The organism is Pseudanabaena sp. PCC 9330 (assembly GCF_055795045.1).
Genome location: NZ_JAYFES010000076.1, coordinates 1 through 19,017, shown reverse-complemented (window position 1 = coordinate 19,017; position 19,017 = coordinate 1). Strand labels below are relative to the sequence as shown.

Genomic DNA, 19,017 nt, shown 5'->3' with positions numbered 1-19,017 from the left:
TCGCCGATATTAACCCTCAGGGCCAGCGGTATTCGTTAGTATGGCAATACGTCCAATCTAGGCTCAAATACGGAGCATTGGGCCAGAAATGCCCTGAGTTTTCCGGTTCGCTGGGCTGGCCTCTGATCTCACCCCCGCTGTCTCCCGCTCTTGCCCCCACGTAGCAATTATGGACATCAAGCTCATCAATATCGGTTTTGGCAACATCGTATCGGCCAATCGGGTGATCGCCATCGTCAGCCCTGAGTCGGCTCCGATCAAACGCATTATCAGCGACGCCCGTGAGCGCGGCCAGCTAGTCGATGCCACCTACGGTCGCCGCACCCGTGCCGTCATTATTACCGACTCGGGCCATACCATTCTATCGGCGATTCAACCTGAGACGGTGGCCCATCGCTTTGTCAGCGGCAAAGACAGCGATGGTAGTGAAAAGGTAAAGAGTAAATAGGGAAGTGCGTTGGCCCCTTAGGGCCGGTCTTTGACTATCGCCATGATTGCCCTACTAGACAAAGCCCCCATAACTCCATAACTTTTGATGGGTAATTAAGCACACCTCCTTAGCGGCAGTCGATCTTTCGAGCCGTCTCGCTAGCTGCCCCCTGCCACCCCCTATCCATTCCTTTTGCCTGATAGACTACTCAGGGAACGTCTCCCCACTCAACGTGCCATGCCCGCCGATCGCCCCGAGTCTATCGAGAAAATAGTGGCTCGCTTTCAAAAAGCCGCCGACCCCAAGCGCCGCTACGAGCAGCTGCTGTGGTTTGCCAAAAAGCTCGATCCACTACCTGAGGAGTACAAAACCCCTGAAAACAAGGTGCCGGGCTGTGTCTCCCAGGTGTTTGTGGTGGCAGACTTGGTAGAGGGCAAAGTGGTCTACCAGGCCGACTCCGACGCGCAGATTACCAAAGGGCTGGTGGCGCTGCTGATCAAGGCGCTCAACGGGCTACCCCCGAGCGAGATCGTCGCCCTCACCCCCGACTTTATTAAAGACACCCAGCTCGATGTCAGCCTCACCCCATCGCGGGCCAACGGGTTCTACAACATTTTCAAGACCATGCAGCAAAAAGCCCAGGGGCTGATGGATGGGGCGGCGGCAGCCGTGCTGGGCTAGGGAGGAGGTAAAGCGCGATCGCCCCTCCCCCAGCGGCCAAGACCAGAATCCCCGGCATCTCCACTAAACTTTGATAAACTTTGGATTGCGAAGCGGCCTCGGCTGACTTTGCCAATCTGTTTTTGCCACTGGTTGGGCCTATTTCATGAGTGAATACAGTATTTTTACCTCTGAGTCGGTGTCTGAGGGCCATCCCGACAAAATGGCTGACCAAATCTCCGACGCTGTTTTAGACGCCATTCTCAAGGAAGACCTGCATGCCCGCGTAGCAGTTGAAACCCTGGTCAAAACCGGTATGGCCGTCATTGCTGGGGAAGTGCGCACCAATACCTACGTCGATCTCGAAGACATTGTGCGCAATGTGATTTTGGGCATTGGTTACGACAGCTCTGACGTCGGCTTTGACGGCGCTTCTTGCGCGGTGCTCAATGCCATTGGCAAGCAGTCGTCGGACATTGCCATGGGAGTTGATGTGGCCACCGACAAAGATCTGGGCGCGGGCGACCAGGGGTTGATGTTTGGCTACGCCACCAACGAGACCGACACCCTCATGCCTGCTCCCATCTACTACTCTCATCGGTTAGTAGAGCGCCAGGCTCACCTACGCAAGCACAAGGTTTTGCCTTGGCTACGCCCCGACGCTAAGAGCCAGATCACCCTCCGCTACGAAAATTATCGACCGGTGGCGGTGGAAGCGGTGGTGCTCTCGACCCAGCACGATCCTGATATCTCCCAGGCCGACATCCGTGAAGCCGTGATGGAGGAAATTATTAAGCCGGTGCTGCCCAGTCAGTGGCTGCATGCAGCGACCCAGTACCACATCAACCCCACGGGGCAGTTCATCATTGGTGGGCCGGTGGGTGACTGCGGCCTCACCGGGCGCAAAATCATTGTCGATACCTACGGTGGCATGGCTCGCCACGGCGGCGGTGCTTTCTCGGGCAAAGACCCCACCAAGGTCGATCGCTCGGCGGCCTACGCGGGGCGCTACGTAGCCAAAAACATTGTGGCGGCGGGTCTGGCCGATCGCTGCGAAATTCAGGTGTCCTATGCGATCGGGGTGGCTCAGCCGACGTCGATCTCGATCAATACTTTTGGTACGGGTAAGATTGCCGATGGGGCGATCGCAGACCTGGTGCGCCAGCACTTTGACCTACGACCCCAGGGGCTAATCGACATGCTCGATCTACGCCGCCCCATTTACCAACAGACGGCGGCCTACGGCCATTTTGGTCGCGAGCTGCCCGACTTCACCTGGGAAAAAACCGACAAGGCCGACCTGTTGAAGTCAACCTAGCGGTGGTCTCCTGTGGGAAGGGGCGGGTCTGTCTGGGCAAACAAGCGACTGTTCCATACTCGGAAGCTGATTTCCTATCGCCCTTTTGATCCACCCCTCCCGACTGGGATGCCACTGAGGTGGCTTTCAATTAGTCTGGCTGCTGGTTGATAACGGTGGTCTGGTGGGGCAGGTCATCGTTATCGTGAATCTCTGTGTCGTGAGCTTCGCTGCGGGGTTCGGTGTGAGTGCCGTCCTCCTGGGTTCGTTTTTCTTCGGCTTTGCGACGGCTCATCAACAACTCCTGAAGAGGATCGCGCTTTTCTTCGGATATGTGAATTTGAATATTTGGCCCCGATCGCGCCAGCCGAATAATGATGCCATCTTCTACCGGCACCTCAGCAATGCGGCGACCGTCCAGGTAGGTGCCATTGGTGCCAATGCTTTTGACTGACCAGCCCACGTCGGTGCGATGAATCTCGACATGGTGGCGAGAGACCACCGCACTGTAGAGCACCACATTATTGTCGGTGGAGCGCCCAATGCGAACCATGGGTTCTTGATCAAAGGACCAGCTTTGTACCGGCGTCTTGTGGAGGGGGTGTAGCAGCGAAAGGGTAATCACATTACTCAATCAAAAACGATCCCTAGCAGGTCTAGACATAGATAGAGACTGGAGAACCCCTAGCCTGACTGTAGGTCAGCGATGGCCGCAGCCAAGCCTAAGTTCTATTAGCTAAATCATAGTCTAGGTTGCGGGTAACTCAGCAGGGAGCGTAACCCCTGCTTAACGCTGCCCTTCAGCCTCTGTACGATTAAGGTTGTGCCTGTAGAGCGTGATCGCCCACCGCCTGGCGATCGAGTAGCCACCGCAGTTCACCCCGGGGGCGCACTAAGCGCGAGGGATAGGCCAAATCGTCACCATCAGGGGCAAATACCTGGGCCAGGGCAGTTTGTTTGTCGGCCCCGGCCACTAAGAACAGCACCCGACGGCTGTGGTTGATCAGCGGCACGGTGAAGGTGATGCGGGGGTCGCTGCCTTTGTAGCCCACCGTCACCAGGCGATCGCTCACCGCCAGGGCCGCCGTCTGGGGAAACAGCGAGGCTGTGTGACCATCATCCCCCATACCCAGCAAAATCAGGTCAAACTGGGGCACCTCGTCAGGGGCAAGACCTTGAAGGGGGCCAAAGGCCCGGCGCAAGGTGTCTTCGAACTGGTTTGCTGATACTGCCGGGTCGACCTCAGCGGTGGGGGTAATAAAGATGTGGTCAAGGGGAATGGGCACCTGGTCGAGCCAGACCGATTTGGCCATGCCCGCATTGCTGTCAGGATGCTCGACAGGCACGTAGCGTTCGTCACTCCAGAAGATGTAGAGCTTGTCCCAGGGTAGGTCTTGGGTGGCTAGACCGGCATAGAGTGGCTTGGGCGTACTGCCGCCAGCCAAGGCCAAGGTGCAGTAGCCATGGTCGGCCACAGCGCTCTGAATTGCTTCTATAACCAGGGTGAGCGCGCGCTGCACTAGGGCAGGCTTGTCGGGCAAAATCTCAACGATAGGCGCAGACATAGACGTACTCCCTGAGTAGTGATTGCTGAGCCCTAGGCCCATGGCGTTTCATCGAGCAGACTAGCTCAGTTCTGGCGGTGACTCTAACGGCTTAAGCTTTACTTTTGAAAATCTGATCAGTAAAAGCATGTTACCAGTTGACAGGTTTGCCAGTTGACAAGCCAGCCAAAACCTTGAAAGCTTACCTTTAGCCTAGTTCCCTCTGTCAGTGGATAGTTTGGCCCATGCAGCTCACCCCTCAAGAAAAAGACAAACTGCTGATCTTCACCGCAGCTCTGGTGGCTGAGCGCCGCAAAGACCGAGGGCTAAAGCTCAATCATCCCGAGGCTGTGGCCTACATTTCGGCTGCTATTTTAGAGGGGGCGCGAGATGGCCGCACGGTAGCCGACCTGATGAGCTATGGCACTACCCTGCTCAGCCGAGACGAGGTCATGGACGGAGTGGCGGAGATGATCCACGAGGTGCAGGTAGAAGCTACCTTCCCTGACGGTACTAAGCTGGTGACCGTTCACGAACCTATTCGCTAGGGAGATCGATGGCTGTGGTTACCCCTAGCTCTCAAGATATCGTTTTGGATAGGGCCACCGCTGAGGCCGTACTCGGGGCGCTGGTCGGTCAGCTTGACGCCTATGTGTTTCCAGAGGTGGCAGAAAAAATTCAGCTCGACATTGAGCAGCGGCTAGAGTCGGGAGGCTACGGCGACCTGCGGAGTGGCCAACAGCTGGCGGATACCATCACAGCCCAAATGCAGGGGTTGAGCGGCGATCGCAATCTGCGTCTGCACTTTAGCCCCGTTCCCCTGCCCCACATCGAGCCAGAGGCCACTCCCACCGCCGAAGAACTCGATCGCCAATACCAGGCCAGCCGCCGCCGCAGCTTTGATATCAATCGGGTAGAGCGGCTGCCGGGCAATGTGGGCTACATGCAGCTGTTTAGCTTTGAGCCGCCAGAGTTTGCGGGCGACGCCCTGGCTGCCGCCATGACTCTTGTGACCCATACCGACGCGCTGATCTTTGACCTGCGCCACAACCAAGGTGGCTCTCCGGCGGCGGTGGCGCTGCTGTGCAGCTACCTGTTTCCGGCCCATCCGCCCATCCACCTCAACGATCTGTACTGGAGCGAGACCGACGAGACCCACCAGTGGTGGACGGTGCCCTACCTGCCGGGCCAGCGCTACCTCGACAAGCCGGTGTTTGTGCTCACCAGCCCCGAGACCTTTTCGGCGGCGGAGGAGTTTGCCTACAATGTGCAGGTGCTCAGGCGTGGGGCGGTGGTGGGCGAAACCACTCGGGGCGGCGCGAATCCGGGGCGCGGTTTTCGCCTGCACGACCACTTTTGGGTGTTTATGCCCACAGGCCAGGCGATCAACCCCACCACCGGCAAAAACTGGGACGGCACCGGGGTCGTCCCCAACGTTAAGGTACCGGCGGAGGTGGCTCTAGAGACCTCCCACCTGATGGCGATCAACCACCTGCTAGAGACCGGAGCCGAGGGGGTAGCTCGGCGCGAGCTGGAGGAAACCCTGCCCAGGCTGGAGCGATCGCTCCAGCAAAAGCGCCAAGATTTAGTGTCTAACCTAGGAGGCTCTCAATGATCCCTGGAGAACTGCTGCCCGTCGAGGGCGAGATCGAACTCAATGCTGGTAAGCCCACAGTGACGTTGACGGTGGCGAATACGGGCGATCGCCCCATTCAGGTCGGCTCCCACTTTCACTTTTTTGAGGTGAATGCGGCCTTGAGCTTCGATCGGGAACTGGCGCGGGGCCTGCGCCTCGATATTCCTGCCGGTACCGCCGTGCGCTTTGAACCCGGCGACGAGCGCGATGTCACCCTGGTGCCCCTGGCCGGAGAACGGCGAGTCTACGGGTTTAACGCGCAGATCGAGGGAGCGCTGTAGAGAGTTTTTCTTAAGGGAGACCTGCGACGGCGGCTCCGAACCGAGCCAGGATTCTACCGTAGGCAGCGAGATCAAACAGAGCCGCCCCTGTGTGGTGCTCTCTCCCGGCGAGATAAATCGCTACATTGCCACGGTGATCGTGGCATGACGACCCAGGGCAGGCCTTACCCGACCCGAGTTGCCTGTCAGTTTCAGGGCAAGGTGGGGCAGTAAGTGATTTCTGTAACCAGGTTTTTTTGGGCAGCTTTCTCCCGGTAGTGGGCAGTGCCCACCCTACAGCGACCGAAGTTCTGAGATAAAAGATGGGGACTAAACCAGATTCATCCGTGCAAGATCTGGGAAACCGGCAGGTGCGATCGCGCTGGGGGTCGCTAAAAACTGATCAGGCATGCCCATTTTGACAATAAACCCATCGACAGCGTATTGACAATGTAAATACACACACCTATATTGTCGAATTATAGATGTGTATTTTGTGCTCAACGGCGTTACCTTCGTTTGGAACGAAGAGAAAGCCAGGGTTAACCCCATAAACCACGATGGAGTTACCTTCCAGCAGGCTGTGGAGGCTTTCTTTGACCCATTCCTTGCTGTGGTTGATGCAAGTCGCAATGATGAGGCTCGTGATGCCGTCATCGGTTTGGATAGACGCTGGAATCTTTTATACGTCGTCTACATAGAGCGTGAAAACGACACCATTAGGATTATTTCAGCCCGCAAAGCGACCCGTAAGGAACGTGACTATTATGAAGATTGATGCTTTCAAACAGCGGTTGAATAGAGACCGGCCCATGACGATGATCACGATTCGAATGCCAGAAGATGTGATTGAAGACCTGAAACGTTTAGCTCCATTGTTGGGCTTTTCTGGGTATCAGCCATTAGCACGCGCCTATATTGGTCAAGGGCTGCGTGCTGACCTTGAGCGATTAGAAGGAGACACCGTCTCTGCATTAATTGCCAGTTTAAAGCGTCATGGCGTGAGTGATGAAGTGCTTCAAGAGGCGCTGGTCGAGGCTACTCAGCGTTAGCTTAAACCTCCTTCAAAACTAGTAGTCCAATATTGCGTTGGTGAAGACGGATTGAACGTTATCTGTAGGTACCGAAAGTTACTTGCCGCCACACATTGCCACCGTTGTGCATGCTGCGATCGCCCCAACCATCCCCCCAACCAGTGGCAGACTCTCCCCCAAGCTCGATACACTAGCGGCGGTAGCAAACTCAGGCGTTATGGCGTTAGGTATTTTTTCTCGGCAGCGGCAGCGCAAACCTCGGGCAGTGACTTGGGCAGGGCTGGTGGGCAGTGCGGCGATCGCCCTCACCACCGCCCTGGGAGAACCTGCCGTCGCCGCACTCAATCCGGTGATTCAGGTGGGCATTGTGCAGCGTTTTGGCGAAAATCTGCAAGATCGCATTACCCTCGAAGCCCTGCCCGGCGAACAGCTCATTCTCAGCTTTGACACCCAGGGCCAGCCCCAAACCGTCACTACCAATCGGGTGGTGATTGGCCTGGCCCCAGAGCAACTACCCGAGGCGCAGCTAGGCGAGCGCATTGTGCTCGGCAACCACCGCAGTTTTGAAACCGCCGAGTTTAGTGCCCAACAGTGGCGCGATCGCGGCATTGAGCCCGAGATCGCCCAGCCTGGCAGTTGGGAAGTGTGGGCCAACCGCGAGACCTACGACAGCCCCCTAGTGCGCCGCCTGTTGGTCAAAAACCTCCATGCCCAGGGCCATAACGAAGTCTTCCTCGACAGCCAGGTGATCGGCCAAATTCCCCGCACCTACTTTGAGGTCAACGGCTACCGCTACAACCGCGACAGCTTCGACATTCGCGCCAGCGGTGGCCGGGTGCGCGTCACCCAGCCCGGCGATCCCCCCGTTACCCGCGTCTACGGCGGCACGCTGCGGGTGCAACCCAACACCTACGGCACCTACACCCTGGTCAACAGCGTCCCCATTGAGACCTACCTGCGCGGGGTGGTGCCCCACGAGATCGGCCCCAGCGCCCCGGTACCCGCCATTCAGGCCCAGGCAGTGCTGGCTCGCACCTACGCCCTGCGCAACCTGCGCCGCTTTGCGATCGATGACTACGAACTCTGCGCCGACACCCAGTGCCAGGTTTATCGAGGGCTGACGGGTACCGTGCCTGTAGCCGACCAAGCCATTGTGGCCACCCAGGGCCAGGTGCTCACCTACCAAAACGAGCTGGTGGATGCCCTCTATTCTTCCACTAGCGGGGGGGTTACTGCCGCCTTTAGCGATGTGTGGGAGGGGCCAGATCGCCCCTACCTGCGCCCTGTAGTCGATACCGTCTATGGCCTGTGGGATATCAACCAGTATCCGCTCAATTCTGAAGAGTCCTTTCGACGCTTCATCGCTCTCAATGAGGGATTTAATGAGGTGGGCTGGGCGCTGTTTCGCTGGCGCAACGAGGGCGACCTAGTTGAAATCACCGCCGATCTCAAGGGCTACCTGGGCCGCAGGCAGCATCCGCTGGCAGGGTTTACCCAGGTGAAGTCGCTGCGGGTGGCTGAGCGGGCCAACTCGGGCCGGGTGCAGCGGGTGGAGGTAGAAACTGACCTGGGTATTGTTGAACTTCGCAAGGACGAAATTGTCCGCGTGCTGCGTCCCCCCCGTAGTCTGCTGTTCTACCTGGAGCCGATGTATAGCACTGGGGCCGCTGGAGCGCCAGGCCAGCTCACGGGCTATCGCTTTGTGGGCGGCGGTTGGGGCCATGCCGTAGGTCTGAGCCAAGCAGGGTCGTATCGGCTGGGCAATCTGGGCTGGGCCTATCCAAGAATTCTTCAGTTTTATTATCCGGGCACCACTTTGCAGCCGATCAGTGAGAATCTGACGTTTTGGCGAGAGCCAGACTGAGTAAGGCCGAGTGGTGGGGTGAAGTAGAGTGGGTCACCGCGTGGTCACAATTTGCCACCTGCCCCTTAACTGATTGGGCACATCGCGGTAGCCTGTACCCAAGACTCTAGCTCTGGGGCACAGCAGCGATGGCGTTGCCCCTTCACCAGCTCGACCACCTAGATTACGACGAAGCCGAACCGCTGCTGGATGACTATGATCCACGGTGCGATCGCAGACTTTGTCGGGTCATGAGCCAAACCTGCGTCGAGCGCACCCCTGAGGATGGCAACTGGATTGGCAGTTGATCGAAATGGCCTACCTCGACGACTTTGGCGATCGCACCTGAACCACCTAGGGGCTTTCAAAAAGTCAAGGCTGCCAAAGCCAAGAAGACCAAACGCAAGCCGCCCAAGGTGCTAGGCGAAATCATTAAGTCCCACGGCAAGTCCCCTGAGCAATATCCTGATGAAGCTTGGTGATGGGTGCTTGTAGACGAGCAAGTTTCGGGAATCCTGGGTTTGCTCTTGTAGTAGTAAGCGGGTTCTTTTGATATCTAATGCCTGCACTGTTGGACAAGCTGCTTCATTTTGCCGTGGGCCTGGCCACCGGTATCAGTTTCTGGTGGGTGATAGAGCGCAACCATCGAAGCGCAGCGGCAGCGATCAACCCCATCTGCTTTTTGGTCATGGTGATTTGGGGTGCCAGTGGCCTGTTTTTCTTTCGCAAGCTGGGTGTGCCGCTGCTCAGCGGTACCTTCTTTTACATGGCCTTTCCCGATTGGGATATTCCGCTATACAACGCGACCGGACTGCGGTTACTCATTCACCGTAGCTGGCTGTTTCATTCAGTGCTGATACCCGTGGGGTTGCTGGGCGGGTGGCTGTGGTGTGTGCCTCGTCTCACTCTGGTGCCCTGGCAAAAAACGGTGGCCAACCTGGTGCGCGATGGGGCCATGGGTCTGTCGGTGGGCATCAGCGCCCATCTCATTTGGGATGCGCTGTTGTCGTCAACCCGCCGAGGCTTTTACATTCGCAGCTTTAGCGGCCCGGCGTCTTACGGATGGCTGCTGCTGAATCTGGTGATTGGCCTCGGGGTGCCTTTGCTCATCGCCTGGAGCCTAGGGCACCCTAGGGACGCTTCTACCGACCAGTGAAGTTGAGTGATTTAGAACGTAATTAACTAAGGTGAACGATGCGGCTGCTGACTCCTCTGATTGGCTTGGCTCTGATGATCTTTGGGCTGTACTTTTTAGGCCAGAATATTTTCTTTACGACCTATGCCTCCCCCTGGTGGCGGGGTGTGGCGGCCAATATGTCAGTGCTGTCGCTGACGGCTGGCGTGTTTATGATGGTGTTTTTGCCTGCTGGAGCCAGGGTTTTGGGCTGGGGGGCGATCGCCTTTGGCATCATCTGCGTCTTTGTCAGCAGCCGAGCCATTCTCAACCCCACCAGCCTGTGGCAGTTTGTAATCTCGCTGATGGCCATGAGCTTTGGCTACAAAATGCTGACGGCGCGCATGCGGTTTTTTTAGCTTACGGGTAGGCCAGCGGCAGCGCTAATACTGTATGATGCCAGCAAGCTAGGGGTGTCCGAGTTTTCGGACTGAGATCATACCCTCAGAACCTGACCTGGTTGATACCAGCGGAGGAAAGCGTTGCTTGCGGTAACTAGCCGAGACGACGAGTACATTGCTGTTCTGGATCTATAGTCCAGAACTTTGGGTGAAGTACCAGCAGATTGCTGAGGTTTGCCTGCGATCGCTCCACCCGTCTCGGCCATACCCATCCAAACCCGCCCCGATTCAGGTAACGCCTCTAGCGCCACACCAGAGGTAAACCCATGAGAACTGAATGGATCGCCAATCGCCAGGGTCAGGCCAATGTGTCCCAAATGCACTACGCTCGCCAGGGCCTGATCACTGAAGAGATGGCTCACGTGGCGAAGCGAGAGAACCTGCCCGAGGAGCTGATTCGCGACGAGGTGGCGCGGGGCCGCATGATCATCCCCGCCAACATCAACCACCCGAATCTGGAGCCGATGGCGATCGGCATCGCCTCGAAGTGCAAGGTGAATGCCAACATCGGCGCGTCGCCCAACTCGTCAGACATCAACGAAGAAGTGGCCAAGCTGCACCTGGCGGTGAAGTATGGGGCCGACACCCTGATGGATTTATCGACCGGAGGCGGCGATCTCGACGCCATTCGCACTGCGATCATTCAGGCTTCTACCATTCCGATTGGCACAGTGCCTGTTTACCAAGCGCTCGAAAGCGTCCACGGCAACATCGAAAACCTCACCGCCGATGACTTTCTACACATCATCGAAAAGCACGCCCAGCAGGGGGTCGATTACCAGACCATCCACGCTGGGATTTTGATTGAGCATCTGCCCCTGGTGCGCGATCGCATCACCGGCATTGTCTCTCGCGGCGGCGGCATCCTCGCCCGCTGGATGCTGCACCACCACAAGCAAAACCCCCTCTACACCCACTTCCACGACATCATCGAAATCTTCAAGCGCTACGATGTGTCGTTCAGCTTGGGGGATTCTCTGCGCCCCGGCTGCTTGCATGACGCCACCGACGCCGCCCAGCTGGCCGAACTCAAAACCCTGGGTCAGCTCACCCGCCAGGCCTGGGAGCACGACGTGCAGGTGATGGTCGAAGGCCCCGGCCACGTGCCCATGGATCAGATCGACTACAACGTCAAAAAGCAGATGGAGGAATGTTCCGAAGCCCCCTTCTACGTGCTTGGCCCGCTGGTGACCGACATTGCCGCTGGCTACGACCACATCAGCTCGGCCATTGGCGCGGCGCTGGCGGGCTGGAGCGGGGCGGCGATGCTCTGCTACGTGACACCGAAGGAGCACCTGGGTTTACCCAACGCCGAAGACGTACGGGCCGGGCTGATCGCCTACAAGATTGCCGCCCACGCGGCGGATATTGCTAGGCATAGGCCGGGAGTGCGCGATCGCGACGATGCCATGTCCCACGCCCGCTACAACTTCGACTGGAACAAGCAGTTCGAGCTGTCGCTAGATCCTGAACGGGCCAAGGAATACCACGACGAAACCCTACCCGCCGACATCTACAAGACCGCCGAGTTTTGCTCCATGTGCGGCCCTAAGTTCTGCCCCATGCAGACTAAGGTCGATGCCGACGCCCTGACCGAGCTAGAGAAATTCTTGGCGAAGGAGAAGGCTACGGTTTAGATCTGTGCTTTAGAAAACTCAGATTCATAATCAGGAACCTCATAGGGGCGTAGCATGCTACGCCCCTACAGATGAATATTCGGGTTGCCCATGCAATCGACTGGCCGCTGTAATCTGTAGACGCGCCAATCGTGGTTGACGATCGGTGGGTAGCGTAAGGAGACGCTGGTTATTTCTCCACCAGCTCGCGGAACCAGTTGTCGCTCCAGAGTTCGTCAAAGGCGGGCTCGGTGCGAGCCTCTTCGCGGTAGTCGGGGTCGAGGCGCACCGCCTGTTGCAGCGACTCCATAGCGTTGTCAAACTGGCGCTGGAGACCGTAGCAGAGAGCTTTATGGTAATGGGCCTTGGGGTAGTCAGGGTCGAGGGCGATCGCCCGGTCAAAGCTCTTGATGGCGTCCTCATCGCGGCCCAGCTTGACCAGGGCCAGACCCCGGTTGTCCCACCCTTTGGGGGCATCGGGGTTAAAGCGGGTGGTTTTGTCAAAGCTCTCTAGGGCGTCGTCGTAGCGCTCTAGCTCGATCAGCGACAGGCCCCGATTCAGCCAGGCGATCGCATCATTGGGCTGAGACTCTACCGCCTTGTCAAAGGAGTTAAACGCCTCCTCGTGCTGCTGGAGAATGCCGTAGGAGACACCCCGGTTCACCCAGGCTTCGTGGTAGTCGGGGTGAATTTCGAGGGCGCGATCGAAGGCGGCGATCGCCTCTTCCCGGCGCTTGAGGCGGCTGAGCACCATGCCCCGGTTGAGCCACACTTTGGCATCCTCGGGGGTGACCTCGCTGAGGCGATCAAACACTGTCAGGGCGTCTTCATGGCGGCGCAGCTCCCGCAAAATCAGCCCCTTTTGCATCAGTGCCCCGGTGTGCTTGGGCTCTAGCTCCAGAGCCTGGTTGAGAGACTCGATCGCCGCCTCCAGCTGCTCCAGGGACTGTTGGGCTTGGGCGCGGTTGATCCACACCTGGGTGTTGACCGGCTGAATGTCGAGGGCTTTGTCGTACTCGGCCACCGCCAGGGCGTAGTCGCCGTCAGCCAGGTAGCGATCGCCCCGACCGATATATTCATCGGCGGTGAGAAACAGCTGGGGCCGGTTGGTCTCCAGCTTGCTCATCTTGTCGGTCAGGCTCTCAAACTGCTGCCGCGCCTCGCTCATAAACGAGTCGGCAATAAACTGGGGCGAGACCTCGCCCAGGCGCTGCATGATGGCGTCTTTTTGGTGGGTGGCTTCGGCGGCGATCGCCTCCAACCGCACCCGGTAGGTCTGCTGCAAATCTTCCAGACGTCCCAGCGACACCTCGCGCCCCGCCTGAATATCCGCCTCAAGCTGGGCAAAGCGCTCGGCCATATCGGCCATCAGCCCGTCGAGCTGGGTGCGGGCGGCGGCTTCTCGCTCTGCTGTGGTGGCCCCCAGATTGGCCAGGTCTTCGCTGAGGCGGGCGTCGAAGCTGTCGATTTTGTCGAGCACGCGATCGCGCTTGGTAAAGATCGCCCCCCGCACCAGGTTGAGCTGCTCGGTAAAGGCCGCCTCCATCGCCCGCAGACCGTCGAGAATCTGGATCTGCTGTTCGCTGGCGGTGTCTTGCAGCACCCGCACCTGCTGGCGAAAGGCGCTGACCGTGGCCTCAATATCGGCCAGCAGAGTAGATCGCTGCACCTCCGCCTCGGTGGCCATCTGGCCCAGCTGGCTCTGCAAATCTCCGGCAGTACGCTGAATGTCGTCGAGGGTGTTGGCCTGGCGGGCTTCAGCCTCGGTGCGCAGGTCGCCAAACCGGGCCAGGGCCACATCCGCCGCCTGGCGCAGGTCGCCCAGCAGCATGTCCTGCTGGCGCTCAATATCCAGCTTGAGGCCGCCAAACTGGGCGAGAAACTCATCGGCCTGGCGGCGCATATCTGCCAGAATGCGGCTGCGCTGGCCATCGACCTCGGTACGCAGGTTAGCAAAGCGCGAGGTAAATTCGTCGATGGAGCGCTGAATGGTCTGTAATGCCAGATCGCGCTCGCCTAGAGCGCTGATTTGCAAGTCGCCTAGCTGGCGGCTGATCTCTTCGGTCTGGGTCTGGAGGCGGGTGAGGCTGCGGTGGCGCTCGGCCTCCATCACTTCACTAATAGAAGCCGCCTGCTTTTCCACCTGTTCTCCCGCCTGGGTGGTGAGCTGCTGGCGCAGGTCGGCCAAGGCTGCCATGATGCGATCGCGCTCCTCCTGGGCCGCATTCACCATCGTCCCCATCTGATCAGAAAAGCTGCGCTCGGCATTGCCAATCTTCTGCACCGCCGCGTCCTGCTGCACCTCTACCTCGCTGCGCAGGCGATTCACGTCGCGCAAAAAGCCGGTCTGGTTCTCTTCTAACGTGCGAAACACCACATCGCGCTGGAGCTGGGTGTCTTTGCGCAGGGTGGTGATCTCGTTGTCTGCGGTCTGGCGCAGCCCGGTGAGCTGGCCGACAAAGTTGGCCTCGGTGCTCTCCAGCTTGACCTGCAACTCGCTCAGGGTAGACTGCCAGTCGTTGATGGTACGGGCTTTGAACTCGGCCAGATCGTCCACCAGACGATTGAGCACCTGCTTTTTGGTAACGGCCTCTTCAGTAAAGCGATCGGTGCGGCTTTCGAGCTCACCGGCCCGCTCTTTGGCCTGGGCCAGAATGTGGTCGAGGTCGCGGGTCGCCCCATGAATCTTGGTTTCTAGATCGGTAATGTCGTTGATCTGGTTGCGAACGACGACCGACACCTCTTGGATCACCGATCGCCGCATCAGCCACAGCATCACCACGCCGACGCTGAGCAGCAGCAGCAGCGTTCCCAGCAGCACAAAGAATAGAGTCGTGGCCCGACGAAAGGCCAGATTGGCCTCGGCCTGAATGCGCTCTAGCTCAGCGGTGGTGGCAGCCTGGGCCATCAGCACGGGGGCTTGGGATAAATCTGCTTGGGCGATGGACATGGGAGACTGAAGAGGGCTGTCCTCAGCCACCACAGGCCGCATTCCCCCACCGCTGAGCAGCATCAGCGCCAACAGCAACAGCGGGCGAGGAACATCGGCCAAAAATCGCATGGGCTGCCTCATCAAGCGCGTCCGAAGGGAATATGCCTAGGATACCTGATACTTCCGGGGGTTAGGTCAGCAGTTGCAGAGCTGAAAATTGATCAGAACCCAAGGGACTGTTTAAAGATGACATCCAAGCTGGTCTTTGGGTTTGCATCTCGTTCTTACAAGGCCGATGGCGGATCCGGCATTGGGCTGATAATCAGCTCATTACCTTGCCGCCCCACTACACTCACCAGGTCGCCTTCTGCAAAGGTGAGCAACGGTTGCAGCGGTATAGCTCGCCAGTAAGAAGCCTCGTACTTGACCTCATAGCGGTAACCTGGCCGGGTGATGCTGATAATCTCGGCGGTGTGCTCAGACCAGTCTCCTTCGGGGAATGTGGGGTCTTCGCTGGGTTCGGACACCCAGTGAGGTGCTCCGGTAAGTTCCTCATCCAAGGGTGCAATTTCGGGCTGGAGCGGTTCGATCTCGGCTGATGAAAAAGAAGACTGACTCATGGCGATCGCAAATCCAAGAAACGATTAGAAACGATTCAATCCAAAACGGTTTAAGCGCTAATCTCAGAGATCCCACCCTCTGGCCAATTTGAAACCTAGCTAGAGTCCCCAGCAGGGAATCCGATGCAATGCTGCCAACAAGCATCAACCTCGATCATGCATCCAGCGGTAATAGCCTGGCATCACCCCACCGTAGGATGTGGAGATGCTGTGCCCCTACGCTCCTACCGATCGCACCCCAAAGCCAGTACCCCATTCTGTCCGCCAAAACCAAAGCTCAGGCACAGCGCCACCTCTAGATCAGCGGCCACAGGTTCAGTCACCAGCTTGGGATAAATACTCTGGCCGCGATCGCCCACATTGGGCGGCAGCACCCCATGGCGCAGCGCCAGCAGACAAAATGCCGCGCCGATCGCCCCCGAGGCCCCCAGCGTGTGCCCCGTCGCCCCCTTGGTCGAACTCATCCACGGCAGATCAGAAAATCCCGACCTGATGAGTTGCACCTCGTGGTCATCGTTGAGCAGCGTTCCTGTACCGTGGGCATGGATGTAGCTGACCTGCCCAGGCTCTAGGCCACTGTAGTTAAAGCAATTTTTGAGCGCCAAACGGCTACCCTTTAGCTCAGGGTCGGGGGCGGTGCGGTGGTAGGCATCGGCACTAAACCCAGCCCCCAGCACACAGCCATAGGGCTGTGGCCCCGATCGCGCCCGCCAAGCCGCCTCCGACTCCAGCACCAGCACCGCTGCTCCTTCCCCCAGCACGAGCCCCTCGCGCTCTGGGTCAAACGGGTAGCAGCCCGCAGTGGCCAGGGCACCCAATTGTTCAAACCCCGCCAGAGTCAGGGGGGTAATGGGCGCTTCAGCGGCACCGACCAAAACGCGATCGCACTGCCCCCGCCGCACCAGCTCATAGCCTTGAAAGATTGCCGTCAGCCCGGTCGCACAGGCCGCCATCGGGGCCAGCACCGGGCCAAGAGATTGAATCTGGCGGGCGACGGCGATCGCGCCCATGTGAGGCAGCGCCGCCAGCCAAGAATTTTCGGCCCAGTCGGGCTGACGGGCCAAGCGCTCCCACCGCCCCTGAAAGCTTCGACTAGAGCCGATTACCACGCCGCAGTCGGTTAGCGGCAGGGTGAGATGGGCATCGGCGATCGCTTCCGCCACCGCCAACTCCAGCAAATCCTCCAGGTCAGCGGGGCGATCGCCCACCATTGCCAGGGGCCGAGGCGGCAATTCAGCAAACGGCTGTCCCAGACGAATGCCAGACTTTCCTGCCAGGAGGTTTTCCCAGGTCGTCGTTGCCGTAGCTCCTAGGGCTGTAACCAGCCCCATTCCCGTTACAACAACCGGCTGACTTCCCGGATCCTGACTCCTGACTTCTCGCCTACTCAGTCTGCAAATTCTCCAGCCCCGAGATCACCCGTGCGGTTTCAATGCGATTGCCCTGTTCAATGGCATCGACCGTCTCCATACCGCTGGTGACGTAGCCAAACACTGCGTAGCTGCCGTCTAAGAAAGGCAGCTCTGCCAGGGTGATATAAAACTGGGCCGAGGCCGAGTCTACCGCCTGCGATCGCGCCATGGCCAACGCCCCACGGGTATGGCGTAGCTCAGGGGCTTCAGCAATCTGAGCTTCCTCAAAGGTCTGGCTATAGACCGGCTCTGCTGCCCCAGCTGGCTTGATCTCCAGGGGAATGTAGCGAGGTGCCTGGGTGTCAGGATCGATAAAGCTGCCCGTGCCAAGCTGCTGAGCAGGCACATTGGGATCTTTACTCTGGGGGTCGCCGCCCTGGGCCACAAAGGGCTGAGGCTCTTTCACCACCCGATGAAACACCAGCCCGTCGTAGACTCCCCGATTGACCAAATCCACAAAATTTCCGGCGGTGATCGGCGCATTTTCTCCGTCGATCTCCATCACAATGGGGCTGCCGTTGACCAGCATCTCTACCGTCGCCGACCCATTCAAAATTGGCCCGCCCGCAGCAGGTGCTGCCGCCATTTCGGTGGTGCCGGGGACAGTCGAAGAGTCGCTGACGGAGCTGTCTAGGTTAGTAGAAGTAGCGCAGGCCCCTAGCCAGAGCGTTAACACCGCCGCCAAAGCCAAGGTAAATGGGCGCATAGGTAGAGCCATCAATCCACAATGTCCTAACGTTCAACCGGCTCCCAATGGTATCGCAGGAAACGGTCGTTGTGGGCTGAACCGCCACCTTTAAGCGGTAGCCCCTAACCCGTTGGCCCTGGCAGGGGGCGATCGCCGATCCCCAGGGCTGCTTTAATGAGCCTGTCAGCGACGCCCTAGAGACCCTCCAGAGGCACCTGCAAAAACCGTGCTAGCTCAGCCCCCTGGTTTTCTAGCTCAGAGAGAGCAATGGGCTGGCCCACCCGGGTTAACGGAATATCAGGCCGGCCCTTGATGCGCAGGTATAGTGCCCGCTTGGGGTTAAGCCCTTCCTTGATCGCCACCCTCACTGCCGTCACATCTTCTAGGGGGTGCTCAATTTCAATGCGGCGGTTTTCGCCCCAGAAGCCGCTGCGCACAATCTGCAGCTTATTCGTAGCCTTGTCAAAGCTGTTGTAGCCACCCCCCACATTCAGGGCAATGACCACCCAAAGAAATGTGGCCAGCCCCAGGGCCACCACCCCATAAAAACCCATGGCAATACCCTGGGGAATGAACACCAGCTGGGTCGGGTCGGCAAAGGGCAGTAGATCGACTCTGAAGTAGCTAGAGGCACCGGCCAGAGCAAACCCTAGCCCGCCCAGGGTGAGCACCACCGCCCAGAATAAATTGCTTGAACGCCGAGCGCCGAGCACGGTGCGCTTCAGCGTTTGTGATTGAGTCGAAGACATGGAGGCAGTCATAGATGAAAACAGGGATTGTTTATAGACTGGGGACAGGGAAAGTAAAGGAGATTTCTAGGGCAATTGTTTAAGACAACCTAAGAACTAGCCTACGGCCTACGATCAACCCTAGGGCATCTAGCAACGGTTGAGATATGGCTTGGGGTCTAAGATACAGCCGCAGGGCCGCTCTTCGCTGTCGCAGCCTGCCCCAAACCATGCCCAAGGGCGTATACAGCCCTAGTCTAAACTGCCCCTGCCCCGCCCAGACATAGGCCGACACAAAATTCTAGCCAGTATTAATACTCAGCCTAGGCCGGGCAACCCTTTCGCCCAATTCGCCCAATGAGAATTTACGTGTCAGATTGTAAAAATTTAGAACTCTCCCTATCATAAATAGAAACCTAGCCTTCAGAGCTTGCTTCTGAGGCTGCTGGTGCGACTCAGGCAAGGGAATGCCAATTTAGGTCGAGAATATTATTTTCTCGGCTCTAATATCTGGAATACTTATTAGTTATTAACCCCTGCACTGAGGTTATGCTCTGTCAAAACTGATTCAAACTTAAGATAAGTCTGGATCCAATTGCAGAGTCGCGACCTTGTGGTTTGGATGTCATATAAAGAGGATTTGACATGACCATAGCAATGGGACGCGCGCAAGCCCAGCGAGGATGGTTCGACGTTCTCGACGACTGGCTAAAGCGCGATCGCTTTGTCTTTATCGGCTGGT

Annotated in this window: 20 protein-coding genes, 1 pseudogene and 1 riboswitch; of the genes and pseudogenes, 14 read left to right on the top strand and 7 right to left on the bottom strand. The window is 58.2% G+C overall.

The features are described 5' to 3' along the window. The first annotated feature begins 169 nt into the window (after positions 1 to 169). The 3 genes from remA to metK all read left to right on the top strand — a co-directional run bounded on the left by remA (position 170) and on the right by metK (position 2,408). Positions 170 to 448 (top strand): extracellular matrix/biofilm regulator RemA, encoded by a 279-nt coding sequence (gene remA, locus AC0QKW_RS06150; RefSeq protein ID WP_473150182.1) that lies wholly within the window; start codon positions 170 to 172, stop codon positions 446 to 448. A gap of 219 nt (positions 449 to 667) precedes the next feature. Continuing rightward, positions 668 to 1,111 (top strand): SufE family protein, encoded by a 444-nt coding sequence (locus AC0QKW_RS06145; RefSeq protein WP_473150181.1) that lies wholly within the window; start codon positions 668 to 670, stop codon positions 1,109 to 1,111. A gap of 145 nt (positions 1,112 to 1,256) precedes the next feature. Next, the gene (gene metK, locus AC0QKW_RS06140; protein ID WP_473150180.1) at positions 1,257 to 2,408 is read left to right on the top strand and encodes a methionine adenosyltransferase; all 1,152 of its coding nucleotides are present in this window, start codon (positions 1,257 to 1,259) and stop codon (positions 2,406 to 2,408) included. A gap of 130 nt (positions 2,409 to 2,538) precedes the next feature. Here the strand turns inward: metK and AC0QKW_RS06135 are convergent, their stop codons facing one another. Together AC0QKW_RS06135 and pgl are read right to left on the bottom strand one after the other, a co-directional pair. Further along, entirely contained in the window at positions 2,539 to 3,012 is a 474-nt protein-coding gene (locus tag AC0QKW_RS06135; RefSeq protein WP_473150179.1) for an FHA domain-containing protein, read from the bottom strand. Positions 3,013 to 3,202: 190 nt separating this feature from the next. After that, entirely contained in the window at positions 3,203 to 3,952 is a 750-nt protein-coding gene (gene pgl, locus AC0QKW_RS06130) for a 6-phosphogluconolactonase (RefSeq protein ID WP_473150178.1), read from the bottom strand. 224 nt (positions 3,953 to 4,176) lie between these two features. Between pgl and ureA the strand changes: the two genes are divergently transcribed. The 11 genes and pseudogenes from ureA to thiC all read left to right on the top strand — a co-directional run bounded on the left by ureA (position 4,177) and on the right by thiC (position 11,916). Further along, complete coding sequence (ureA, locus tag AC0QKW_RS06125; RefSeq protein WP_473150177.1) at positions 4,177 to 4,479, top strand: urease subunit gamma; 303 nt, start codon at positions 4,177 to 4,179, stop codon at positions 4,477 to 4,479. Positions 4,480 to 4,487: 8 nt separating this feature from the next. Further along, positions 4,488 to 5,546, top strand: a complete 1,059-nt coding sequence (locus tag AC0QKW_RS06120) for a S41 family peptidase (protein WP_473150176.1) — start codon at positions 4,488 to 4,490, stop codon at positions 5,544 to 5,546. Further along, positions 5,543 to 5,848 carry an urease subunit beta gene (locus tag AC0QKW_RS06115; protein ID WP_473150175.1) on the top strand — a complete coding sequence of 102 codons (306 nt, stop codon included), beginning with the start codon at positions 5,543 to 5,545 and terminating at the stop codon, positions 5,846 to 5,848. Before AC0QKW_RS06120 ends, AC0QKW_RS06115 begins: the two co-directional genes overlap by 4 nt. Positions 5,849 to 5,918: 70 nt before the next feature. Then, a pseudogene (locus tag AC0QKW_RS06110) lies at positions 5,919 to 6,058 on the top strand (type II toxin-antitoxin system PemK/MazF family toxin); the annotation flags it as partial. Positions 6,059 to 6,308: 250 nt separating this feature from the next. Continuing rightward, complete coding sequence (locus AC0QKW_RS06105; protein WP_473150206.1) at positions 6,309 to 6,605, top strand: BrnT family toxin; 297 nt, start codon at positions 6,309 to 6,311, stop codon at positions 6,603 to 6,605. After that, positions 6,595 to 6,879 carry a hypothetical protein gene (locus AC0QKW_RS06100; protein WP_473150174.1) on the top strand — a complete coding sequence of 95 codons (285 nt, stop codon included), beginning with the start codon at positions 6,595 to 6,597 and terminating at the stop codon, positions 6,877 to 6,879. The genes AC0QKW_RS06105 and AC0QKW_RS06100 overlap by 11 nt, the downstream gene beginning before the upstream one ends. A gap of 199 nt (positions 6,880 to 7,078) precedes the next feature. Next, positions 7,079 to 8,725, top strand: coding sequence for a SpoIID/LytB domain-containing protein (locus AC0QKW_RS06095; RefSeq protein WP_473150173.1), 1,647 nt, complete (start codon positions 7,079 to 7,081; stop codon positions 8,723 to 8,725). A gap of 128 nt (positions 8,726 to 8,853) precedes the next feature. Beyond that, positions 8,854 to 9,012, top strand: a complete 159-nt coding sequence (locus AC0QKW_RS06090; RefSeq protein ID WP_473150172.1) for a hypothetical protein — start codon at positions 8,854 to 8,856, stop codon at positions 9,010 to 9,012. Between the two features lie 251 nt (positions 9,013 to 9,263). After that, complete coding sequence (locus AC0QKW_RS06085) at positions 9,264 to 9,860, top strand: hypothetical protein (RefSeq protein WP_473150171.1); 597 nt, start codon at positions 9,264 to 9,266, stop codon at positions 9,858 to 9,860. Positions 9,861 to 9,898: 38 nt separating this feature from the next. Then, complete coding sequence (locus AC0QKW_RS06080) at positions 9,899 to 10,237, top strand: hypothetical protein (protein WP_473150170.1); 339 nt, start codon at positions 9,899 to 9,901, stop codon at positions 10,235 to 10,237. A 40-nt stretch (positions 10,238 to 10,277) separates the two neighbouring features. Then, a riboswitch (TPP riboswitch) is annotated at positions 10,278 to 10,373 on the top strand. Positions 10,374 to 10,545: 172 nt separating this feature from the next. Continuing rightward, positions 10,546 to 11,916, top strand: coding sequence for a phosphomethylpyrimidine synthase (thiC, locus tag AC0QKW_RS06075; protein WP_473150169.1), 1,371 nt, complete (start codon positions 10,546 to 10,548; stop codon positions 11,914 to 11,916). 169 nt (positions 11,917 to 12,085) lie between these two features. Here thiC and AC0QKW_RS06070 read toward each other — a convergent pair whose 3' ends face one another. The 5 genes from AC0QKW_RS06070 to AC0QKW_RS06050 all read right to left on the bottom strand — a co-directional run bounded on the left by AC0QKW_RS06070 (position 12,086) and on the right by AC0QKW_RS06050 (position 18,308). Further along, complete coding sequence (locus tag AC0QKW_RS06070) at positions 12,086 to 14,956, bottom strand: tetratricopeptide repeat protein (RefSeq protein ID WP_473150168.1); 2,871 nt, start codon at positions 14,954 to 14,956, stop codon at positions 12,086 to 12,088. 155 nt (positions 14,957 to 15,111) lie between these two features. Further along, complete coding sequence (locus AC0QKW_RS06065) at positions 15,112 to 15,447, bottom strand: NfeD family protein (RefSeq protein WP_473150167.1); 336 nt, start codon at positions 15,445 to 15,447, stop codon at positions 15,112 to 15,114. Between the two features lie 224 nt (positions 15,448 to 15,671). Next, positions 15,672 to 16,838 carry a beta-ketoacyl-ACP synthase gene (locus AC0QKW_RS06060; protein WP_473150205.1) on the bottom strand — a complete coding sequence of 389 codons (1,167 nt, stop codon included), beginning with the start codon at positions 16,836 to 16,838 and terminating at the stop codon, positions 15,672 to 15,674. Continuing rightward, positions 16,831 to 17,565: a peptidylprolyl isomerase gene (locus tag AC0QKW_RS06055; RefSeq protein ID WP_473150166.1), complete on the bottom strand. Its 735-nt coding sequence runs from the start codon at positions 17,563 to 17,565 to the stop codon at positions 16,831 to 16,833. The genes AC0QKW_RS06060 and AC0QKW_RS06055 overlap by 8 nt, the downstream gene beginning before the upstream one ends. A 176-nt stretch (positions 17,566 to 17,741) precedes the next feature. Next, entirely contained in the window at positions 17,742 to 18,308 is a 567-nt protein-coding gene (locus tag AC0QKW_RS06050) for a photosystem I assembly protein Ycf4 (RefSeq protein ID WP_473150165.1), read from the bottom strand. Positions 18,309 to 19,017: the final 709 nt, after the last annotated feature.

Bases quoted from the DNA above. Each gene is read 5' to 3' on its own strand.
- remA (WP_473150182.1), top strand. From the start codon at position 170: ATGGACATCAAGCTCATCAATATCGGTTTTGGCAACATCGTATCGGCC.
- AC0QKW_RS06145 (WP_473150181.1), top strand. From the start codon at position 668: ATGCCCGCCGATCGCCCCGAGTCTATCGAGAAAATAGTGGCTCGCTTT.
- metK (WP_473150180.1), top strand. From the start codon at position 1,257: ATGAGTGAATACAGTATTTTTACCTCTGAGTCGGTGTCTGAGGGCCAT.
- pgl (WP_473150178.1), bottom strand. From the start codon at position 3,952: ATGTCTGCGCCTATCGTTGAGATTTTGCCCGACAAGCCTGCCCTAGTG.
- ureA (WP_473150177.1), top strand. From the start codon at position 4,177: ATGCAGCTCACCCCTCAAGAAAAAGACAAACTGCTGATCTTCACCGCA.
- AC0QKW_RS06120 (WP_473150176.1), top strand. From the start codon at position 4,488: ATGGCTGTGGTTACCCCTAGCTCTCAAGATATCGTTTTGGATAGGGCC.
- AC0QKW_RS06115 (WP_473150175.1), top strand. From the start codon at position 5,543: ATGATCCCTGGAGAACTGCTGCCCGTCGAGGGCGAGATCGAACTCAAT.
- AC0QKW_RS06100 (WP_473150174.1), top strand. From the start codon at position 6,595: ATGAAGATTGATGCTTTCAAACAGCGGTTGAATAGAGACCGGCCCATG.
- AC0QKW_RS06095 (WP_473150173.1), top strand. From the start codon at position 7,079: ATGGCGTTAGGTATTTTTTCTCGGCAGCGGCAGCGCAAACCTCGGGCA.
- AC0QKW_RS06090 (WP_473150172.1), top strand. From the start codon at position 8,854: ATGGCGTTGCCCCTTCACCAGCTCGACCACCTAGATTACGACGAAGCC.
- AC0QKW_RS06085 (WP_473150171.1), top strand. From the start codon at position 9,264: ATGCCTGCACTGTTGGACAAGCTGCTTCATTTTGCCGTGGGCCTGGCC.
- AC0QKW_RS06080 (WP_473150170.1), top strand. From the start codon at position 9,899: ATGCGGCTGCTGACTCCTCTGATTGGCTTGGCTCTGATGATCTTTGGG.
- thiC (WP_473150169.1), top strand. From the start codon at position 10,546: ATGAGAACTGAATGGATCGCCAATCGCCAGGGTCAGGCCAATGTGTCC.
- AC0QKW_RS06070 (WP_473150168.1), bottom strand. From the start codon at position 14,956: ATGCGATTTTTGGCCGATGTTCCTCGCCCGCTGTTGCTGTTGGCGCTG.
- AC0QKW_RS06065 (WP_473150167.1), bottom strand. From the start codon at position 15,447: ATGAGTCAGTCTTCTTTTTCATCAGCCGAGATCGAACCGCTCCAGCCC.
- AC0QKW_RS06055 (WP_473150166.1), bottom strand. From the start codon at position 17,565: ATGCGCCCATTTACCTTGGCTTTGGCGGCGGTGTTAACGCTCTGGCTA.
- AC0QKW_RS06050 (WP_473150165.1), bottom strand. From the start codon at position 18,308: ATGACTGCCTCCATGTCTTCGACTCAATCACAAACGCTGAAGCGCACC.